Annotated in this window: 17 protein-coding genes; 12 read left to right on the forward strand and 5 right to left on the reverse strand. The window is 73.1% G+C overall.

The features are described from left to right. The first annotated feature begins 2 nt into the window (after window positions 1-2). The 4 genes from AB0K67_RS16295 (at window position 3) to AB0K67_RS16310 (ending at window position 6,696) form a co-directional block, all read left to right on the forward strand. Window positions 3-827 (forward strand): HlyD family efflux transporter periplasmic adaptor subunit, encoded by an 825-nt coding sequence (locus AB0K67_RS16295; protein WP_364059760.1) that lies wholly within the window; start codon window positions 3-5, stop codon window positions 825-827. A 9-nt stretch (window positions 828-836) separates the two neighbouring features. Beyond that, window positions 837-3,095 (forward strand): NHLP family bacteriocin export ABC transporter peptidase/permease/ATPase subunit, encoded by a 2,259-nt coding sequence (locus AB0K67_RS16300; protein ID WP_364059763.1) that lies wholly within the window; start codon window positions 837-839, stop codon window positions 3,093-3,095. After that, window positions 3,092-6,025 (forward strand): NHLP bacteriocin export ABC transporter permease/ATPase subunit, encoded by a 2,934-nt coding sequence (locus tag AB0K67_RS16305; RefSeq protein WP_364059766.1) that lies wholly within the window; start codon window positions 3,092-3,094, stop codon window positions 6,023-6,025. The genes AB0K67_RS16300 and AB0K67_RS16305 overlap by 4 nt, the downstream gene beginning before the upstream one ends. Before the next feature lie 326 nt (window positions 6,026-6,351). Then, window positions 6,352-6,696, forward strand: a complete 345-nt coding sequence (locus AB0K67_RS16310; protein WP_364059769.1) for a YciI family protein — start codon at window positions 6,352-6,354, stop codon at window positions 6,694-6,696. 159 nt (window positions 6,697-6,855) lie between these two features. On the opposite strand, the gene AB0K67_RS16315 is transcribed toward AB0K67_RS16310, so the two are convergent. From AB0K67_RS16315 to AB0K67_RS16325, 3 genes are read right to left on the reverse strand one after another with little or no spacing between them, the layout of a single operon-like run. Further along, entirely contained in the window at window positions 6,856-7,041 is a 186-nt protein-coding gene (locus AB0K67_RS16315) for a hypothetical protein (RefSeq protein ID WP_364059772.1), read from the reverse strand. Continuing rightward, window positions 7,038-7,913, reverse strand: coding sequence for a methyltransferase domain-containing protein (locus tag AB0K67_RS16320; protein WP_364059774.1), 876 nt, complete (start codon window positions 7,911-7,913; stop codon window positions 7,038-7,040). The genes AB0K67_RS16315 and AB0K67_RS16320 overlap by 4 nt, the downstream gene beginning before the upstream one ends. Further along, window positions 7,910-9,193 (reverse strand): cytochrome P450, encoded by a 1,284-nt coding sequence (locus AB0K67_RS16325; RefSeq protein WP_364059776.1) that lies wholly within the window; start codon window positions 9,191-9,193, stop codon window positions 7,910-7,912. The genes AB0K67_RS16320 and AB0K67_RS16325 overlap by 4 nt, the downstream gene beginning before the upstream one ends. Window positions 9,194-9,500: 307 nt before the next feature. On the opposite strand from AB0K67_RS16325, the gene AB0K67_RS16330 reads away from it, so the two are divergent. From AB0K67_RS16330 to AB0K67_RS16340, 3 genes are read left to right on the forward strand one after another with little or no spacing between them, the layout of a single operon-like run. Then, window positions 9,501-9,875 (forward strand): hypothetical protein, encoded by a 375-nt coding sequence (locus AB0K67_RS16330; RefSeq protein WP_364059779.1) that lies wholly within the window; start codon window positions 9,501-9,503, stop codon window positions 9,873-9,875. Between the two features lie 48 nt (window positions 9,876-9,923). Further along, window positions 9,924-10,865 (forward strand): ABC transporter ATP-binding protein, encoded by a 942-nt coding sequence (locus AB0K67_RS16335; protein WP_364059782.1) that lies wholly within the window; start codon window positions 9,924-9,926, stop codon window positions 10,863-10,865. Further along, complete coding sequence (locus AB0K67_RS16340; RefSeq protein WP_364059785.1) at window positions 10,862-11,713, forward strand: ABC transporter permease; 852 nt, start codon at window positions 10,862-10,864, stop codon at window positions 11,711-11,713. Before AB0K67_RS16335 ends, AB0K67_RS16340 begins: the two co-directional genes overlap by 4 nt. Here the strand turns inward: AB0K67_RS16340 and AB0K67_RS16345 are convergent. Beyond that, window positions 11,706-12,893, reverse strand: a complete 1,188-nt coding sequence (locus AB0K67_RS16345) for a cytochrome P450 (RefSeq protein ID WP_364059788.1) — start codon at window positions 12,891-12,893, stop codon at window positions 11,706-11,708. The two genes, AB0K67_RS16340 and AB0K67_RS16345, sit on opposite strands and share 8 nt — an antisense overlap. A gap of 51 nt (window positions 12,894-12,944) precedes the next feature. Here AB0K67_RS16345 and AB0K67_RS16350 point away from each other — a divergent pair, with 51 nt between their 5' ends. From AB0K67_RS16350 to AB0K67_RS16365, 4 genes are read left to right on the forward strand one after another with little or no spacing between them, the layout of a single operon-like run. Further along, window positions 12,945-14,150, forward strand: a complete 1,206-nt coding sequence (locus tag AB0K67_RS16350) for an FAD-dependent oxidoreductase (protein WP_364059791.1) — start codon at window positions 12,945-12,947, stop codon at window positions 14,148-14,150. Further along, a complete protein-coding gene (locus AB0K67_RS16355; RefSeq protein WP_364059794.1) occupies window positions 14,147-15,088 on the forward strand; it encodes a Rieske 2Fe-2S domain-containing protein in 942 nt (313 codons plus the stop codon). Before AB0K67_RS16350 ends, AB0K67_RS16355 begins: the two co-directional genes overlap by 4 nt. After that, on the forward strand, window positions 15,085-15,885 hold the full coding sequence (locus AB0K67_RS16360; RefSeq protein WP_364059797.1) for an alpha/beta hydrolase: 801 nt from the start codon (window positions 15,085-15,087) through the stop codon (window positions 15,883-15,885). Before AB0K67_RS16355 ends, AB0K67_RS16360 begins: the two co-directional genes overlap by 4 nt. Next, on the forward strand, window positions 15,872-16,513 hold the full coding sequence (locus AB0K67_RS16365) for a VOC family protein (RefSeq protein ID WP_364059800.1): 642 nt from the start codon (window positions 15,872-15,874) through the stop codon (window positions 16,511-16,513). The genes AB0K67_RS16360 and AB0K67_RS16365 overlap by 14 nt, the downstream gene beginning before the upstream one ends. Here AB0K67_RS16365 and AB0K67_RS16370 read toward each other — a convergent pair. Further along, window positions 16,496-16,657, reverse strand: coding sequence for a hypothetical protein (locus tag AB0K67_RS16370; protein WP_364059803.1), 162 nt, complete (start codon window positions 16,655-16,657; stop codon window positions 16,496-16,498). The genes AB0K67_RS16365 and AB0K67_RS16370 overlap by 18 nt on opposite strands. Window positions 16,658-16,845: 188 nt before the next feature. On the opposite strand from AB0K67_RS16370, the gene AB0K67_RS16375 reads away from it, so the two are divergent. Continuing rightward, entirely contained in the window at window positions 16,846-17,382 is a 537-nt protein-coding gene (locus AB0K67_RS16375; RefSeq protein WP_364059806.1) for a hypothetical protein, read from the forward strand. Window positions 17,383-17,433 lie beyond the last annotated feature (51 nt).

A 17,433-nucleotide genomic window follows, 5' to 3' on the forward strand; every position in this document is an offset into this window, starting at 1 on the left:
CGATGAAGTTCCGGTTCAAGGCGCTGCAGCGGATGCGCGAGCCCGACGAGCTCGACTCGCCGACGCTGCTGGCCTCGCCGCGCGGATGGATCGCCACGTTCGTGGTGCTCATCATCGTGGCGGCGGCGGCCGTCTGGTTCTTCGTGGGGCGGCTGCCGGTGACGGTGTCCGCTGCGGGCGTGCTCACCCATCCCGCGGGCACCGCGCGGCTGCAGAGCCCGTACGGCGGCACGGTCCGCTCGATGCTGGTCCGCCCCGACGACGCGGTGCGGCGCGGCCAGGAGGTCGCGGTGATCGCCGTCGACGGCGGGACGGGCCGGGTGAGCGAGCGGATCGTGCGCAGCCCGTTCACCGGGCGGGTGGTCGCCTTCAACGCGGTGGACGGCCACGTGGTCGCGCCGGGCGAGGAGCTGCTGCTCATCGAGCGCACGGACGCCCCCGACGACCGGCTGGTGGCGATGCTGTTCGTGCCGGTGGACCGCGCGATGGGCGTGGTGCCGGGCCGGCCCGTCGACCTGTCGGTGTCGTCGGCGCCGCCGGGCGCGTTCGGGCTGCTGCGCGGGCGGGTTCACTCCGTCAGCGCGTACCCGGTGATGCTGGAGCAGGCGGCCGACCTGGTGGGCGGTGTGGAGGCGGCCCGCGGCTACCTCAAGGGCGCGCCCGCCCGGCTCGTCATCGTCGATCTGGAGCGCGACCCGACCACGCCGTCCGGCTACGCCTGGTCCACCAAGGACGGGCCGCCGGTGCCCCTGCAGTCGCAGGTATCGGTGGCCGGAGCGATCGTCCTGGGCAGCCAGACCCTGTTCGACCTGCTGCTCGGGCGCTGAGGGGGAGATGTGACGACCACGAGCGCTCCCGCGCAGGCCAGGCAGCCGGCCGCCCCGCGCACGCCGCGGCCCCGGCCGGCCAGGCGGTGGCGGTGGCGGCGGCGCACGCCGACCGTGATCCAGATGGAGGCGGTGGAGTGCGGGGCCGCCTCGCTGGCGATGATCCTCGGCTACTACGGCAAGTTCGTCCCGCTGGAGGAGCTCCGTGCGGCCTGCGGCGTCTCCCGCGACGGCGCCAAGGCCTCCAGCGTGATCGCCGCCGCCCGCCGGTACGGGCTCATCGCCAGGGGCTTTCAGATGGAGGCGGAGGACCTGCGGACGCTGACCGGTCCGGCCATCGTGTTCTGGGCGTTCCAGCACTTCATGGTGCTGGAGGGCGTGCGCAGCCGGTTCGGCAGGAAGGCCGTGGCGGTCAACGACCCGGCCAACGGCCCCCGCATGATCGACTGGGACGACTTCGACTCGGGCTTCACCGGCGTCGTGCTCACCTTCGAGCCCGGCCCCGACTTCCGGCCGGGCGGCCGGCCCACCAGGGTCGGGCAGGCGCTGCTGGCCCGCCGCATGCCGTCGGGGCGGGCCCTGCCGCTGGTGCTGCTGGCCAGCCTGCTGCTGGTCGTACCCGGCATCATCGGGCCCGCCTTCAGCCGGGTCTTCATCGATCGGGTGCTGAGCGGGCGCGACCCCGGCTACCTGGTGCCGCTGCTGTTCGGCGTGGGGGTCACGGCGGTCGCGGTGTTCGTGCTGACCTCGGTGCAGAGGCACTATCTGCTGCGCATGGAGATCCGGCTCGGGCTGGTCAGCTCGGCCCGCTTCTTCCGGCACCTGCTGCGGCTGCCCGTGCAGTTCTACCTCCAGCGCCGCCCCGCCGAGGTCGCCAAGCGCGTGCAGGCCAACGACACCGTCGCCGAGATCCTCTCCCGCGACCTCGCCATCACCCTCGTCAACCTGGTCCTGGTGCTCTTCTACGGCATCGTGCTGATCCGCTACGACCTGCTGCTCGGCCTGGTCGGGGTGGGCATGGCGATGGTCAACATCCTGGTGCTGCGCCAGGTGTCCAGGGCGCGTACGGACGCGGTGGCCGCGCTCCGCGCCGACCTCGGCAACCTGACCTCCACCACGTTCAACACCCTGCAGCTCATCGAGACCGTCAAGGCGACCGGCGCCGAGCCCGCCGCCTTCCAGCGCTGGTCGGGCTTCCTGGCCAAGGCGGTCACCGCCAAGCAGCGGCTGGGCGTCACCACCGCCATGCTCACCGTCGTGCCGCCGCTGCTCGCCGGCGTCAACAGCGGGCTCATCCTGCTGATCGGCGGGCTGCGCGTGGTCGACGGCGTGATCAGCGTCGGCATGCTGGTGGCCTTCCAGACGCTGCTCAGCTCGCTGTCCAGGCCCGTCACGCAGCTCACCAACCTGGGCGGGCAGCTCCAGGACATCTCCGCCGACGTCTGCCGGCTCTACGACGTCGAGAAGTACCCGGTGGCCAGGGTCTTCGAGCGGCACGCGCCCGTACGGCAGCGCGCCGAGGGCCGGCTTGACGGGCGGCTGGAGTTCGACCGGGTCACCTTCAGCTACAGCGCGACGGCCGACCCCGTCATCAAGGACCTGTCGTTCACGCTGGTGCCGGGGCGCAGGCTCGCGATCGTCGGCAACTCCGGCAGCGGCAAGTCGACGGCGGGCAAGCTCGCCGCCGGCCTGTACGTGCCCACGTCGGGGCGGGTGCTGCTCGACGGGCTGCCCAGGGAGGAGCTGCCCAGGGAGGTGGTGGCCGCGTCGGTCGCGTACGTGGACCAGGACATCACGCTGTTCGAGGGCACCGTGCGCGACAACCTCACGCTGTGGAGCGAGGACCTGCCCGACGAGGTGGTGGTCTCCGCGCTGCGCGACGCCGCGCTGTTCGACCTCATCGCCACCAGGCCGGGCGGACTCAACAGCGGCGTGCTGGAGGGCGGGCGCAACTTCAGCGGCGGCCAGCGGCAGCGCCTGGAGCTGGCCAGGGCGCTGTCCATCAGGCCGACCCTGCTGATACTCGACGAGGCGACCAGCGCGCTCGACCCGGAGACCGAGCGGGTCATCGCCGACAACCTGCGCAGACGCGGCTGTGGCTGCCTGATCATCGCCCACCGGCTGTCCACGGTGCGCGACGCCGACGAGATCATCGTGCTCGACCGCGGCGAGGTGGTCGAGCGCGGCCGGCACGCCGAGCTGCTGGCGCTGGACGGTCACTACGCCGAGCTGCTGAGAAGCTCGCGCAGGAACGGGGAGGGAACGTGACGACCCCGATGCTCTCGGCGTTCTCGCCGTTCTTCACCGACGCGGCTACGCCGGTGGACTACTCCGCCGACAACCTGTTCGTCATGTCGGGCGTGCGCGAGGTGCTGCTGGTCGAGCGGGGCGAGGTGGACCTGTTCGCGGTACGCCTGGACAACGGCCGCCCCGTCGGCCGCTGGAACTACCTGTGCCGGGTCCGCGAGGGCACGCTGCTGCCGGGCGCCCCGCGCGGGCCCCGGCACGGCATCGTCGGGCGTCCCGTGCTCGGCTCGCGCGTCTCCCGCGTGCCGCTGGCCAGGCTGCGCGAGCTGGCCGGCGCCGGGCGCTCGGCCACCATGTCCACCACCGGCTACGGGCTGGCCGTCAAGCAGCTCGTCCGCGGCGTGGAGGCCGGCATGGTGTCGCTGGCCACGGCGCTGCGCGACGGGCTGCCGCCGCGCGAGTTCGTCCCGCTGGCCTCCGACGCGGTCACCGAGCTGGACCGCGGCCGCGCCGCCAGGTCCGTGGACGGCGTGCAGTGGCTCACCGTCGAGGAGGGCGCGGTCGAGATGCCCGACGGCGTCGCCGGCGTGCTGACGGCGGGGGCCGAACTCGCGGTGACCGAGCGGGACTGGGTGGTCGCCACCGCGCAGGCCCGGCTGCGCGCCCGCTCGACCTGGCAGCTGCTGGCGGACGAGACGCTGTGGAGCCGCTGGGTCGAGCACGCCATCCGCTTCCTCTACACCGTGGACCGCCGCGTCGAGCGGCAGCGCGCCCACGAGCTGCGCTCGCTCGAACGCAGGAAGGAGCGCGAGTCGGGCGTCGCCGTGGCGGCGCGGCGCGGCTTCGACACGCTCGTCCGCGACACCGAGGCCCGGGTACGCCTGGCCGACGTCACCGCGGACCCGCCGATGCTGGCCGCCGCCAGGCTGGTGGCCTCGCACGGCGGCTTCAGCGTGGTCGCGCCGCCGCCCGGCGGAGGCAGGGACGTCGACTCGCTCCAGGCGATCGCCCTGGCCTCCGGGGTGCGCACGCGCTCCGTCCGGCTGGACGACGGCTGGTGGAAGCGGGACATCGGCCCCATGGTCGGCTATCTGCGCGAGGATGACACCCCCGTGGCGCTGCTGCCGATCGGCTCGCGCTATGTGCTCGCCCAGCCGGGGCAGAGCCGGGTCACGCCCGTCACCAGGGCGGTGGCGGCCACCCTGGCCAACAAGGCCGACGTGCTGTACGAGCCGCTGCCGCCCGACGTCCGCACGGTCGCCGGGCTGCTGCGCTTCGGGCTCGCGCGCAACGGCCGCGACCTGTTCGTGCTCGCCTCGCTCGGCACGCTCGTGGCCGTCATCGGGCTGCTCGTGCCCGCGATGACCGGGCTGGTGCTGGGCACGTTCGTGGCGCGCGCCGAGCGCGACCTCATCGTGCAGGGTGCGGCGCTGGTGATCGGCGGCGCCTTCGTGGCGGCCGCGCTGTCGATCGTGCAGAACGTGGCCGCGCTGCGCATCGAGGGCCGCGCCTCCGCGCGCGTGCAGGCGGGCGCGTGGACGCGGCTGCTGTCGTTGCCCGTCACGTTCTTCGGCCGCTACTCCACCGGCGAGCTGGGCACGACCGTGCTCGGCGTGAGCGCGGCGCAGGAGATGCTCTCCGGCGTGATGACGACGGCCACGCTGGGGCTGTTCGGCGGCCTGGCCAACCTCGTCCTCGTCTACGTCTACGACGTCCGGCTGGCCCTGCTCGCGACCCTGCTGGTGCTGATCGGCATCCTGGTGTGCGCGGTCGCCGGATTCTTCGAGGTACGCCTCCAGCGCCGCCTGTACGAGCAGGAGCAGCGGCTGTCGTCGCGGGTGTTCCAGCTGCTGTCGGCGGTGCCCAAGCTGCGCGTGGCCGCCGCCGAGGACCAGGCGTTCTCGGTGTGGAACCGCGACTTCATGAAGGCCAGGGCCACCTCGGCCAAGGCCAGGCGGCTGCAGAACCTGGTGACCACCTTCAACGCGGGCTTCCCGCTCGTCTGCTCGTTCGTGATCTTCGCGGTGGCGGCGGGGCCGCTGCGCGGGGAGCTGCCGATCGCCGCGTTCCTCGCCTTCTTCACCGCCTTCAACCTGCTCATCGCCTCGGTGCTGCAGTTCACCGGCGCGGCCATCACCGCCATGAGCATCGTGCCGATGATGGAGAAACTGGCACCCGTGCTGGAGGTCGAGCCCGAGGACCACGCGGGCAAGGCCGACCCCGGCGAGCTGTCGGGCCGCATCACGATGTCCAAGGTCTCCTTCCGCTACGGGGCCGACGGCCCGAGGGCGCTCATCGACGTGGACCTGTCGATCGAGCCCGGCGAGTTCGTCGCGATCGTCGGCCCGACGGGCAGCGGCAAGTCCACGATCCTGCGCCTGCTGCTCGGCTTCGAGCAGCCGGACTCGGGCAGCGTCATGTACGACGGCCAGGACCTGGCCGAGCTGGACCTCGGCGCGGTGCGCCGGCAGTGCGGAGTGGTGCTGCAGAACGGCGCGCTGCTCGCCGGCGACATCAGGCAGAACATCGTCGGCAGCACCGGCCACACCATCGACGACGCCTGGGAGGCCGCCGCGATGGCCGGCATCGACGCCGACATCTCGGCCATGCCGATGGGCATGCACACCGTGCTGTCGGAGGGCACCCACACGCTCTCGGGCGGGCAGCGGCAGCGCATCATGATCGCCAGGGCGCTGGTCTCACGTCCGCGCATCGTCTTCTTCGACGAGGCCACCAGCGCGCTCGACAACCCGGCACAGAACGTCATCGCCGAGAGCACCCGCAGGCTCAACGCCACCCGCGTGGTCATCGCCCACCGGTTGTCCACGATCAGGGACGCCGACAAGATCCTCGTGCTCGACGGCGGCCGCGTGGTCCAGCAGGGCACCTACGACGAGCTGCTGGCCGATGAGCAGGGACTGTTCGCGCGCCTGGCACGGCGGCAGATCTGAGCGCGGCGACGGCGCTCCCGGCCGACGCTCCTCCCGGCCGACGGCGCTCCCGGGACGCGAGGCGACGGTGCTCCCGGGACCTGAGGCGACGGCGCTCCCGGGGCATGCCCCGACGGCGCTCCAGGGCGTGGGGCGGGGCGCTTCCGGCTGCGCGGCAGGGGCGGGCCCCGGGCGCGCGGCAGGGGTGCCTTCCGCCGCGCGAAGGGGGCGCTGGGGGCAGACGAGCAGCGCTGCGACGTGGCAGGATGTCACGATAGTGCCGACCGGGGCCGCTGCCCGCCTCTCGCCGATCCCGTGGGCGGATGTCCGAGGAAGGTGGACGACTGATGGACTTCGTGCTGCTGATCCACGGCGACGAGATGCTCTGGGACGCCTTCAGCGAGAGCGAGCGCAGGCGCATGGCCGAGGCCCACCGCCGGTTCGGCAGGGAGATGGTGGAGGCGGGGGTCAACGTCAAGTACGGTGCGGGGCTCACCAGGTCCCGCGAGGGCAGGCTGGTGCGGCCGGACGGCCCGGCCGTCCAGGGGCCCTACGCGGTCGGGCGCGAGCAGATCGGCGGTATCTGGATCATCGACGTCGCCTCCGCCGAGGAGGCCGAGTCGTGGGCGCGCAAGATGCCGTACGCACCGGGCGACATCGTCGAGGTCAGGCCCTGCGATCCCACGGCCTGAGGCGCGACCTCACGGCCTGAGGCGGGATCTACGGCTTGAGGCGCGACCTCACGGCTTGAGGCGGGACCCCGGCGCCCCGGCGGCCGCGGGGACGGTCACCGGGGCCGGGCGAGCGCCTCAGTAACAGCGCCTCAGTAACAGCGCGTCGGTAACAGCGCCTCAGTAACTGGGGCGGCGGCTGAGCACGATGCCCGCGGCCAGGAAGAGCAGGCCGGCGGCGCCGTACACGATGGCCGGGGTGGTGGCGGGCGGCTGCTGGCTGGCGTTCACCACGGCCAGGCCGAGGCCGACGATCCCGCTGATGTAGCAGAAGATCGCCACGAAGATCTTCCAGAACGGACTCATTGTGCATTCCTCCCGAACCTTGCGGGTTTCTCCGGATCCTTCTCCGGTACTGAGGGGGCCGGGCCTGGCGGCGCGGTCCCTGCGGCGGCGAAGCCGAGCAGCATGACCCAGGCGTCCGGGTCGGCCAGGAAACGCCGCCAGCGGTCGGCCGCCAGGGCCAGCTCGGCCATCGACAGCACGCCTGCGGCCACGAGCGGCGCCAGGCGCTCGGGGCCGAGATGCGGGGCGAAGGCGGCGGTCGGGTGGGTGTCGTTGGTGGTCGCGAACGTGCGCAGCAGCACGTCCGCGAAGCCCGCGCGGCGCAGCAGCCGGGTGAGCCGCCTGCCGATCTGACGGTCCCCGCCCGCCTCGCGCTGCGCCCGCGCCATCGCGGCGTGCACGTGGGCCAGCTCGGGGTACATCGGGTCCGCCAGGCCCCACAGCATGCTGTCGACCTCGACGACGACCACGGTGCCGCCGGGCCGCAGCACGCGCAGCACCTCGGCCAGCATCGGCGCGGGGTCGGCGAGGTGCTGCAGTACGTATCGCAGCAGTACGCCTCCCACGCTCCCCGTACGCAGGGGCAGCCGGGCGCCGTCGGCGGCCACGAGCGGGGCGCCGCAGCCGCCCGCGTGACGCAGCAGTCCCGCGTCCACGTCGAGCGCGATGACCGGCAGGCCGGGCTCGGCGGCGCGCAGCCTGCGGGTGACCGCGCCCGAGCCGGCGCCCAGTTCGAGCAGCGGCCCCGCGCGGGTCAGCCCGAGGTCGCGCATGATGCGCAGCTCCTCGTCGAAGGAGAGCGCCGCCTGCGCCTCAAGACGGGCCAGCTCGCCGGGCACGCCGCCCAAGGTGGTGCCGGCGACGTCGTACGAGCCCGCCAGGCCCGCGCTCACCGCGGCCTCGGCGTCATCGTCATGCCGTGCCTCGGCCGCAACGTGACCAGCGCCTCCGGCTCGACGGGGAACCCCTCGGCCAGCTCCATGCGCAGGTCGCGCAGCAGCACGGCGAGCACGAGCGTGGCCTCCACCATCGCGAAGTGCCGCCCCAGGCAGATGCGCGGGCCGCCGCCGAAGGGCAGGTACTGGTGGCTGAGGTGGCGCGCCACCGCCTCCGGGTCGAACCGCTCGGGACGGTAGGCCTCGGGCTCGTCCCAGAAGCGCGGGTCGCGGTGCAGCACCCACGGGCTGATGCAGACCAGCGACCCGGCGGGGATGTCGTAGCCGTCGATGACGTCGGCCGCCACGCTGCGCCGCGAGATGAGCCAGACCGGCGGATAGAGCCGCATCGCCTCCTGGACGGCCTGCCGGCACCTGCGCAGCGCGGGCAGGTCGGCGGCGCTCGGAGCCCGGCCGCGCAGCACCTCGTCGATCTCCGCGCGGACCGCCGCGGCGGCCTCCGGGTGGCGGTCGAGCAGGTAGAGCGTCCAGGTCAGGGACTTGGCCGTGGTCTCATGCCCGGCCATGATGATCGTCAGCACCTGGTCGCGCAGCTCGGCGTCCGTCATCGCGGGTGCGCCGTGGCCGGTCCCGCCCGGGTGCGCCTCCGCGAGCAGCGCGCTCAGCAGGTCGTCGCCCGCGCCGCCCGTGCGGCGGGCCGCGATGATGACCCGGGTCACCCGGTCGAGGAAGGCCCGCGCCCGCTGGAATCCGGCGTAGCGCGCCGCGGTGTCGGCCGGATCGGGGTCGTCCGTCGGTACGTAGTGCCCGATGAACCGGTTGACCGCGTCCACGGCCCGGCCGAACCCCTCGCCCGCGCCGCCGATGTCGGTGCCGAGCATGGCCTTGACGATCACCGTCAGGGTGAGCGCGGTCAGGTCGTGGTCCACGCGTACGGACGCGGCGCCCCGCCACTGCCGCGCCAGGTGCTCGGCGGCCTCCACGATGACCTGGTCGAAGCGGGTGACCTCGGAGGGCCGGAAGGCGGGCGCGCACATGCGGCGCTGCGCCGCCCACTCGGCGCCGTTGCTGGTCAGCAGGCCGTTGCCGAGCAGCGGGCGCAGCATGTCGTCGTCCGGCGTACGGTCCTTGGTGTAGTTCGTACCGTTCTCTTTGAGTACGTACCTGGCCAGGTCCGGCCGGTTCAGCATGTAGACCGGCTCTCCGTCGGCGTCATGGCGGGTCACGTCCCCGAGTGCCGCCATCGCGGTCACGAACGCGAGCGGCGCGTCCCGCATGGCGCGCAGGCTCTGGGTCCCCGCCGGTCCAGGCGGCACCCGGGGGGATACGTACGTCCCGGACATGAGCACTCCCGATGGCTTACGTAAATGGAATTCGGAATACGCATTTCCGGCCGCTGAATACGTATAAGTATTTCGTACGGTTCCGGCCCGCGCATTTGCAGAGTACCTTTTGACGGGAGGGGCCTCAATACTTAATCGAGTGCCCCGGAAATTAAGTCTGGGCAACCTGGAAATAGGCGTGCAAGACTCCATTCCGAGACGGCGCACCGGCGCCGATGGGGAAAGCTCCCAGGAGGAAGCAATGGCTCTGAATCCCAGAGAGCGGACGGAATTCGTCAACGCCTACACCCGGGTTCTCATCACGGCGTGGTCGAGCGAGGAGTTCTCGGCCAAGCTCGACAACAATCCGCGCGAGGCGCTGGCGGAATCCGGTCTCGAGGTTCCCGCGGACGCTCAGATCAACGTGGTGCGCAACATCCCCGACAACGCCCACGACTCCAACATCGACGTTCAGGTCGCCCTCTGGGAGCGCGGCCTGGAGACGGGGGTGTACGAGTTCCACATCCCCGAGACGCCGCAGATCGACATGGCCGAGCTGAGCGAGGGCGACCTCGACTCCATCGCGGCCGGCATCGACATCAACTGCTGCTGCTGCCCGTGCTGCTGCTGCACCTGACCTGAGCCGCCGCAGAGGTCTCGCACGCCCGAGAGGAATGAGGAGATCATGTCCGACGATCAGGCCGACCCGATCCGCGTACGGGGACTGCGCAAGCAGTACGGCGCCAGCCACACCCTGCGGGGTGTGGACCTGGACGTCCGGCAAGGAGAGGTCTTCGCCTTACTCGGCCCCAACGGCGCCGGCAAGACGACGACGGTCGAGATCCTCGAGGGCGTGCGCAGGCGCTCGGGCGGCGAGGTCCGGGTGCTCGGCCGCGACCCGGCCGAGGACGCGCCGAGCTGGCGCGCCAGGATCGGCATCGTGCCGCAGACCACCGGCGCGTACACCGACCTGACCGTGCGCGAGGTGGTCGAGCACTTCGCCTCCTTCTACCCGGCGCCGCTGCCCGTCGATCAGGTGATCGGCATGGTGGGGCTGGGCAAGCAGGAGCGCAAGCAGGCCCAGACGCTGTCGGGCGGCCAGCTGCGCCGCCTCGACGTCGCCGTCGGCATCGTGGGCGACCCCGACCTGATCTTCCTGGACGAGCCCACCACCGGGCTCGACCCGGAGGCCAGGGCGGAGGCGTGGGACCTGGTGCGCTTCTTCGCCGACCAGGGCAAGACGACCGTGCTGACCACCCACTACCTGGACGAGGTGGAGGCGCTGGCGCAGCGGGCCGCCGTCATCGTCGCGGGCGCGGTCGTGGAGACCGGGGCGGTCAGCGAGCTGGGCGGGCGGCGCGAGGTGCCCGCCACGGTCAGCTTCACCGCCACCGGCGGCCTGAGCGCCGCGACCCTGCCGGATCTGCCTCACGGCACCACCGTGGCCCCCTCCGACGGGGACGCGATCGTGCTGCACACCCACCGGCCCACGCAGGTCCTGGCCGCGCTGCTGCCGTGGGCGGCCGCCGCCGGCGTCGGCGAGCTGCCCGACCTGCGCGTCCACCGGCCGACGCTGGAGGACGTCTATCTCAAGTTGATCCGCGAGAACCAGGGGGAAGCGTCATGAGCTCGAACGCCATGGTCGCCGAACAGAGCCGCGCGGTCGCGTACGGCGGGGGCTCGGGATTATGGCGGGCGTCGGTGGCCCGCTCCTCGGTCGAGCTGAAGTCGTTCTTCCGCAACCGGCAGTCGCTGTTCTTCACGCTGCTGCTGCCGATCGTGCTGCTGCTGGTGCTCGGCTCGATCTTCTCCGGCACGGTCCCCGGCACCCACACCGACTTCAAGCAGATGTTCGTGGCCGGAATCATCGCCTGCGGCATCATGAGCGTCAGCTTCAACGGCCTGGCGATCAACATCGCGATCGAGCGCGACAACGGCATGATCCGCCGCCTGGCTTCCTCGCCGATGCCGAAGACCGCGTACTTCATCGGCAAGATCGTCCGCGTGGTGGTGACCGGCGTCCTGGAGGCGGCGATCCTGCTGCTGGTCGGGGTGACGCTGTTCCACCTGCCGCTGCCGTCCGACACCGGCCACTGGCTGACGTTCGCGTGGGTGCTGCTGCTCGGCGCCGCCGCCTGCTCGCTGCTCGCGGTCGCGTTCAGCGCGGTCATCCCCAACGCCAGATCGGCATCGGCCATCGTGACGCTGCCGTTCCTGGTGCTGCAGTTCATCTCGGGGGTGTTCTTCCCCTACAGCGAGCTGCCGCATTGGATGCAGACGATCGCGGCGTTCTTTCCGCTCAAGTGGATGACGCAAGGGCTGCGCTCGGTCTTCCTGCCCGCCGACTTCGCTGTGGTGGAGCCGGCGCACACGTGGGAGCTCGGCAGGACCGCCGTCGTGCTCGGCTCCTGGTGCGCGGCGGCGCTGCTGCTGACCCTGCTGACGTTCCGCTGGCGCGGCGCGAACGTCAGGTAGCGAGGGTGAAGCCGGTCAGCCGCCTGGGCACCAGGCTCGGGGCCCACGAGGGCGGCTCCCCGACGGGACGCAGCCCCGGATACCTGCTCAGCAGGCCGCGCAGCAGCAGCGCGCCGGCCTGCCTGACCAGCGGGGCGCCGAGACAGAGATGGGTGCCGGCGCCGAAGGCGAGGTGGGGGTTGGGCGAGCGCGTCACCACCAGCTCGTCGGGATCGGCGAACACCGCCGGGTCGCGGTTGGCGGCCCCCACCAGGGCCAGCACCCTGGCGCCCGCCGGGATCACCCCGCCGTCCAGGCGTACTTCCTCGGTGGTCACCCTGGCCGTGAACGGGATGGGCGACTCCAGGCGCAGCAGCTCGTCCACGGCGGACACCGCCGTGTCGTGGCCGCCGCGCACCTGCTCGGCGGCCTCCTCGCGGGGCAGCAGCCAGTGCAGCGCGTTGCCCACCATCTCGGCCAGCGGCTTCCACCCGCCGACGACGGTCAGCGACGCTATGCCCAGCATCTCCGCCCTGGTCAGCCGGTCGTCCGCGGCCAGCCGTCCGAAGGGCGTCGCCTCGCCGCCGGCTCTCACGGCCGCGGCCGCCGCGTCGGCGCGCTCGCCCAGGAAGCGGGTCAGCTCGCCCATCGCGGCCCGCCCGGCCGCCGCGGCCTGCGGCCCGGCCAGCGGGTCGAGGTTGACCGCGACCCGCGCGGCCAGCTCGGCGAACGCGGCCCGGTCGGCGGACGGCAGCCCGAACAGCCTGGCCAGCACGCCCGTGGCGAGCGGCTCACCGATGTCGGCCGTGGCCTCGATGCGCTCACGCCCGGCCAGGCCGTCGAGCACCCGGCCGATCTCCGCCTCGATGCCGCCGGAGATGCCGCGGATCGCGGCGGGCCCCATGAGCAGCGCTCCGGGCGAGCGTAACCGCTGGTGCTCAGGCGGGTCGGTGGTGAGCATCGACGGCGGCAGCTCGTCGTCCCTGACCCGCTCCCGCTGCCCCAGCGCCGCCGAGAAGCGCGGGTCGCGCAGCGCGAGCGCGCAGTCGGCGTGCGCGGTCAGCAGCCACATGCGCGAGGTGACGTCGAAGTGGACGGGGTCGTTCTCCCGCAGCCACCGGTACGCCGGATACGGATCCGGCCGTCCGCGAGGAGAGAACGGATGGGCCAGGTGGGCGGGCAGCGTGCGGGGTGCCGTCATCGCATCTCCTCGTGATCAAGGCGACGACAACCTACTACAGAGGACGGGCCGGTGACAGAGCTGGACGTGGTCGTGATCGGCGCGGGCGTGAGCGGGCTCGCCGCCGCCAGGGCGCTGGCGGACGCGGGCCTCCAGGTCGCGGTGCTGGAGGCCAGGAAGCGCATCGGCGGCAGGATCCACACCGACGAGCGCTCGGGACTGGAGCTCGGGGCGCAGGTCGTGCACGGCGACCGCAACCCGATCGGCGCGCTGCCCGGCCTGCCCGCCCCGGTGCCGCTGCCCCGCCACGCCGCCAGGGTGCTGTTGGACGGCGCGCCCCGCCCGCTGTCGGCGCTGTGCCCGCCGCCGCCGCTGCTGGAGGCGCGGCTGGCGGCGAGCGCGGCCGGGGACGTGCCGGTGGCGCGATGGCTGAAGGAGGCGACCGCGCGCGTTCCCGACGCCCTGGAGCCCGCCGCCGAGTGGTTCAGGCAGAACTGGGCGGGCGAGCCTGAGGCGCTGAGCGCGCTCGGCCTGGCCGCCGCCCGCCGCGCCGACGCCGTGGGGCGGGGCGAGTTCGTGCTGCCCGGCGGCTTCGGCACGCTGACGGAGCGGCTGGCGCAAGGGCTGCACCTCCGGCTCGGCGACCCGGTCGTCCGCCTGAGCTGGTCGCCTGGACGCGTCCGCGCCGTGACCGAGGCGGGCCGGCGCGCCGACGCCGCCGCGGCCGTCGTCACGGTGCCGCCGCAGGTCGTCGCCGACCGGCGGCTGGTCATCGACGACCTCCCCGTACGCAAGCAGGCGGCGGCCCGCGAGCTGCGCCCCGGCGACGCCTGGTGCGCCGTGGTCACCTATCCCGTGCCCGCTCCCGAGTCGGCCGTGATCTTCGACCCGGGCGGCCGGCTGGGCTTCGTGACCGTCACGGCCGGGCGTCCCGAGGCGGTGGTCGTGGCCAAGGCGGGCGCGGCGGGCCGGGCCAGGGCCGCCTGGCAGGCGGGAACCCTGCCCGCGCTGCTGGCCGATGCGCTGCCGTGGACCGGCGGCCGGGCGCCGGAGCGTACGCGGGTGGCCGACTGGGGCGCCGATCCGTGGGCGGGCGGCGCGTACACCTACCCGGCGGTGGGGGCGCTGTGGGCGCCCGCCGCCTGGGCCGAACCGATGGACGGGACCCTCTTCTTCGCCGGCGAGGCCACGACCGGCCCGGCGGGCCCGCCCATGGCGCACATGGCGATGGCCGGCGGCGAGCGCGCGGCCACTGAGGTGATCGGAGCACTGAGGTGATCGAACAGACGACGTCACGTTCCGCCCCCGATCAGCTGCACGGCGGATGGTTCCTGCTCGCGCTCGACGACGAGCTGGGCCCCGGCATCACCCCGCTCAAACTCGGCGCGCGGAACCTGATCGCGGTGCGCGACGACGACCGCGTCCGCGTGTTCGCGGCGACCTGCCCGCACCGGGGCGCCCACCTGGGCTACGGCGGCACGCTGGACGGCCAGTGCGTCATCTGCCCCTTCCACGGCAAGCGCATCGCGCTCGGCGACACCGCCCGCCGCTGGTCGGTGCCCGAGGTGCGGACGCTGCACGCCGGGTCGGCGCTGTTCGCCCGGCTGTCCGACGATCCGGGCGACGACCGGGGCTTCGAGCAGGCGATCAAGCAGGCCGCCGGGGAGCTGACGTTCGTGCCCGCCGTGCACCAGGAGGTCGCGGTGCCCGCCGAGTACGTGGTGGAGAACGCCTTCGACGCCGAGCACTTCAGCACCGTCCACCTGGTGCCCGCGGTCAAGGGCATGCGCGTCAGCATGGGGGAGCACGACGAGCTGGTCATCGAGGGCGAGTTCCGGACCAAGGCGCCGCCGTGGGAGCGGCCGGGGGAGAAGGACAGGCAGCTCAACTTCGCCTCCCGCTTCGTGGCCCGCGCCTACAGCCCGCACCTCGTGCTGACCGAGCTGGGCACGGCGGAGGCGCCGTACACGATCATTACGGGAGCGGTGCCGGACGGGACGGGCTGCGTCGGCCGGGTGGTCATCGGCGTGCGGCCCGACAGGACAGCCTCGCTTCCCGCGCTCGTGCACGGCGCGAAGTACGCCTTCCAGCAGGACCGGGTGGTCTGGGACCACCTGGACGTGCACGCGCCGCAGCGCTACGACGCGGCCGACACCTCCGTGATCGCCTTCCGCCGCTTCTGCGACGGTTTCGCCCCCGCGGGGGCGCTGTCATGACCCTGTACGTGCGGACCCGCGGCGAGGGCCCCTCGGTGCTGTGGATCCACGGCTACACGATGGACGGCTCGGTCTGGGAGCCGCTGTGGCGGCTGCTGCCCGGCTGGCGGCACGTCGGCGTGGACCTGCCGGGGCACGGCCGCTCGCACCCGCTGCGCCCCGGCACGTCGCTGCCCGCGCTGGCGGCGGAACTCGCCGAGCTGGCTCGCGCCGAGCGGGCCGCGCTGGTGGTGGCCGAGTCGATCGGCTCGATGGTCGCCCTGCAGCTCGCCATCGACCACCCGGACGACGTGCGCGGGCTCATCGTCGGCTCACCGACGATCGCCGGCGCCCCGGCCGAGCCGGGCACCGCCGAGCGCTACCGCACGCTCGCCGGGCTGGCCAGGATGGGCGTGGACGGCGAGCGGCTGGCCGATGTGTGGATGGCGGCGCCGCCTGACATCTTCCGCGGCACCGAGGCCCATCCCGAGCTGCGGGCCAGGCTGCGCGCGATCGTGGCCGGGCACTCGTGGCGGGAGCTGCGCGACGGCGCCATGGCCGGCCTGAGCGGCCACGTGCACACCGCGGACGACCTGCGCGGCATAGCGGCGCGCACGCTGGTCCTGGTAGGCGAGCAGGACATGCCGGCCTTCCGCGCCGCCTCCGTACGGCTGCGCGTCACCGTGCCGCGCTGCCGGGTGGTCACCGTCCCCGACGCCGGGCACCTGTGCATGATCGAACGTCCCGGTGCCGTGGCGCCCGCCATCGCCGCCCACCTGAGCACGGCGGCGCCGGAGGTGCAGCATGCCGGTTCATGAGCACTACACGCCCGGCACCCCCTGCTGGGTGGACTACGGGGCGCTGGACCCCGCGGGCGCGCGCGCCTTCTACGGCGAGCTGTTCGGCTGGACGTTCCGCGACGCGGGCGGCTACGCCTTCATCGAACTGGACGGCCGCGTCGTGGGCGGCTTCGGCCGGGTGCCCGCCGGGCTGCCCGCGTCCTGGAACACGTACCTGGCGACCGAGGACGCGCAGGCGGCGGCCGCGCGGGTGAAGGAGCGCGGGGGAAGCGTGCTGTTCGGGCCGGTGCCCGCGGGGGACGACGGGCGGCTGCTGCTCGCGCTCGACTCCTCGGGCGCGGTCTTCGGGCTGTGGGAGGGCCACCGGCCGTCCGGGATCGTGCTGGTGGACGAGCCGGGTACGTGGTGCCGGCACGAGCTGTGGACCGGCGACGCCGCCTGCTATCCCGACTTGCACGGGGTCGAGGTCGTGCCGCCGCCGGAGGGGATGGGCCCGCGCTGGGTGACGTTCTTCGCCACCGCCGACCGGGCCGAGACGGCCGCGCGGGCCGTCGAGCTGGGCGCCACGATCGTCCCCGGCGCCCCGGACGGCGGCCGCGCGACGATCGTGTACGACCCCTGGGGCGCGTTACTGGCGCTGGCGTGACCTGGCCATGAAGAGGAAGTACGCCGCCACGAGAAGCGCCCCGACGATGGTGACCACCGTGCCCACCGTTTGGCCGATCAGGAAGGCCACGATGACCGCCGCCGCGTAGACCAGGGGGACGACGAGCCGGAGGTTCACTCCCATGAGCGCTCCTTAACGAGATTGCGGACTTCATCCGCATCATCGGTGCGCCGTTCCCCGCGGTCCAGGAGAGCGGCCGCTTTTACGCATCAAATTACGCATCAGGGCCCTGGCATACGTACGCCGCGGGCGCGGTGCGCGCCGGCGTACGCGTCACTCGAAACCCCGCACGACCGTGGAGGACGTCTCCCATGAAGTCACGCCTGTTACTCTCGCTGGCCTGCCTCCTGCTGCTGGTCTCCTCGGCCCCCGCCATGGCCGCCGCCCGTGAGCCGCTCACCCAGGCCGAGGCGATGCGGCGGCTGTCGTTCATGGTCGGCGCGTGGGCGGGGACGGGCTGGACCATCCTGCCGTCGGGCGCCCGCCAGGAGTTCCTGCAGACGGAGTGGATCCGCTACCAGGCGGGCGACCTGGTCATCTCGGTCGAGGGACAGGGGCGGGACAAGGCCGACCCGCGCACGATCGTGGACAGCGCGCTCGCCGTGATCAACTACAACGACGTGACGGGGGAGTACCGCTGGGAGGCGTTCTCCCGTGGACACGTCACCACCGTCACCCCGGTCGTCGGCGACCACCGGTTCGAGTGGAGCCTGCAGACGCCCGCCTTCACCACCCGCTACACGCTGACCTTCACCGACACGACCTGGCACGAGATCGGCGAGACCACCACGGACGGCGGCGCGACCTGGCGGCAGAACTTCCAGATGGATCTGCGCCGCCTCTACTGACCGCGTGCCGGAGGCGGGGGCGGGGCCGGGTACCTTTGTCGGAGAAAGCCT

The sequence above is a fragment of the Nonomuraea sp. NPDC052634 genome, from assembly GCF_040678535.1.
Taxonomy (GTDB): Bacteria; Actinomycetota; Actinomycetes; order Streptosporangiales; family Streptosporangiaceae; genus Nonomuraea; species Nonomuraea fastidiosa.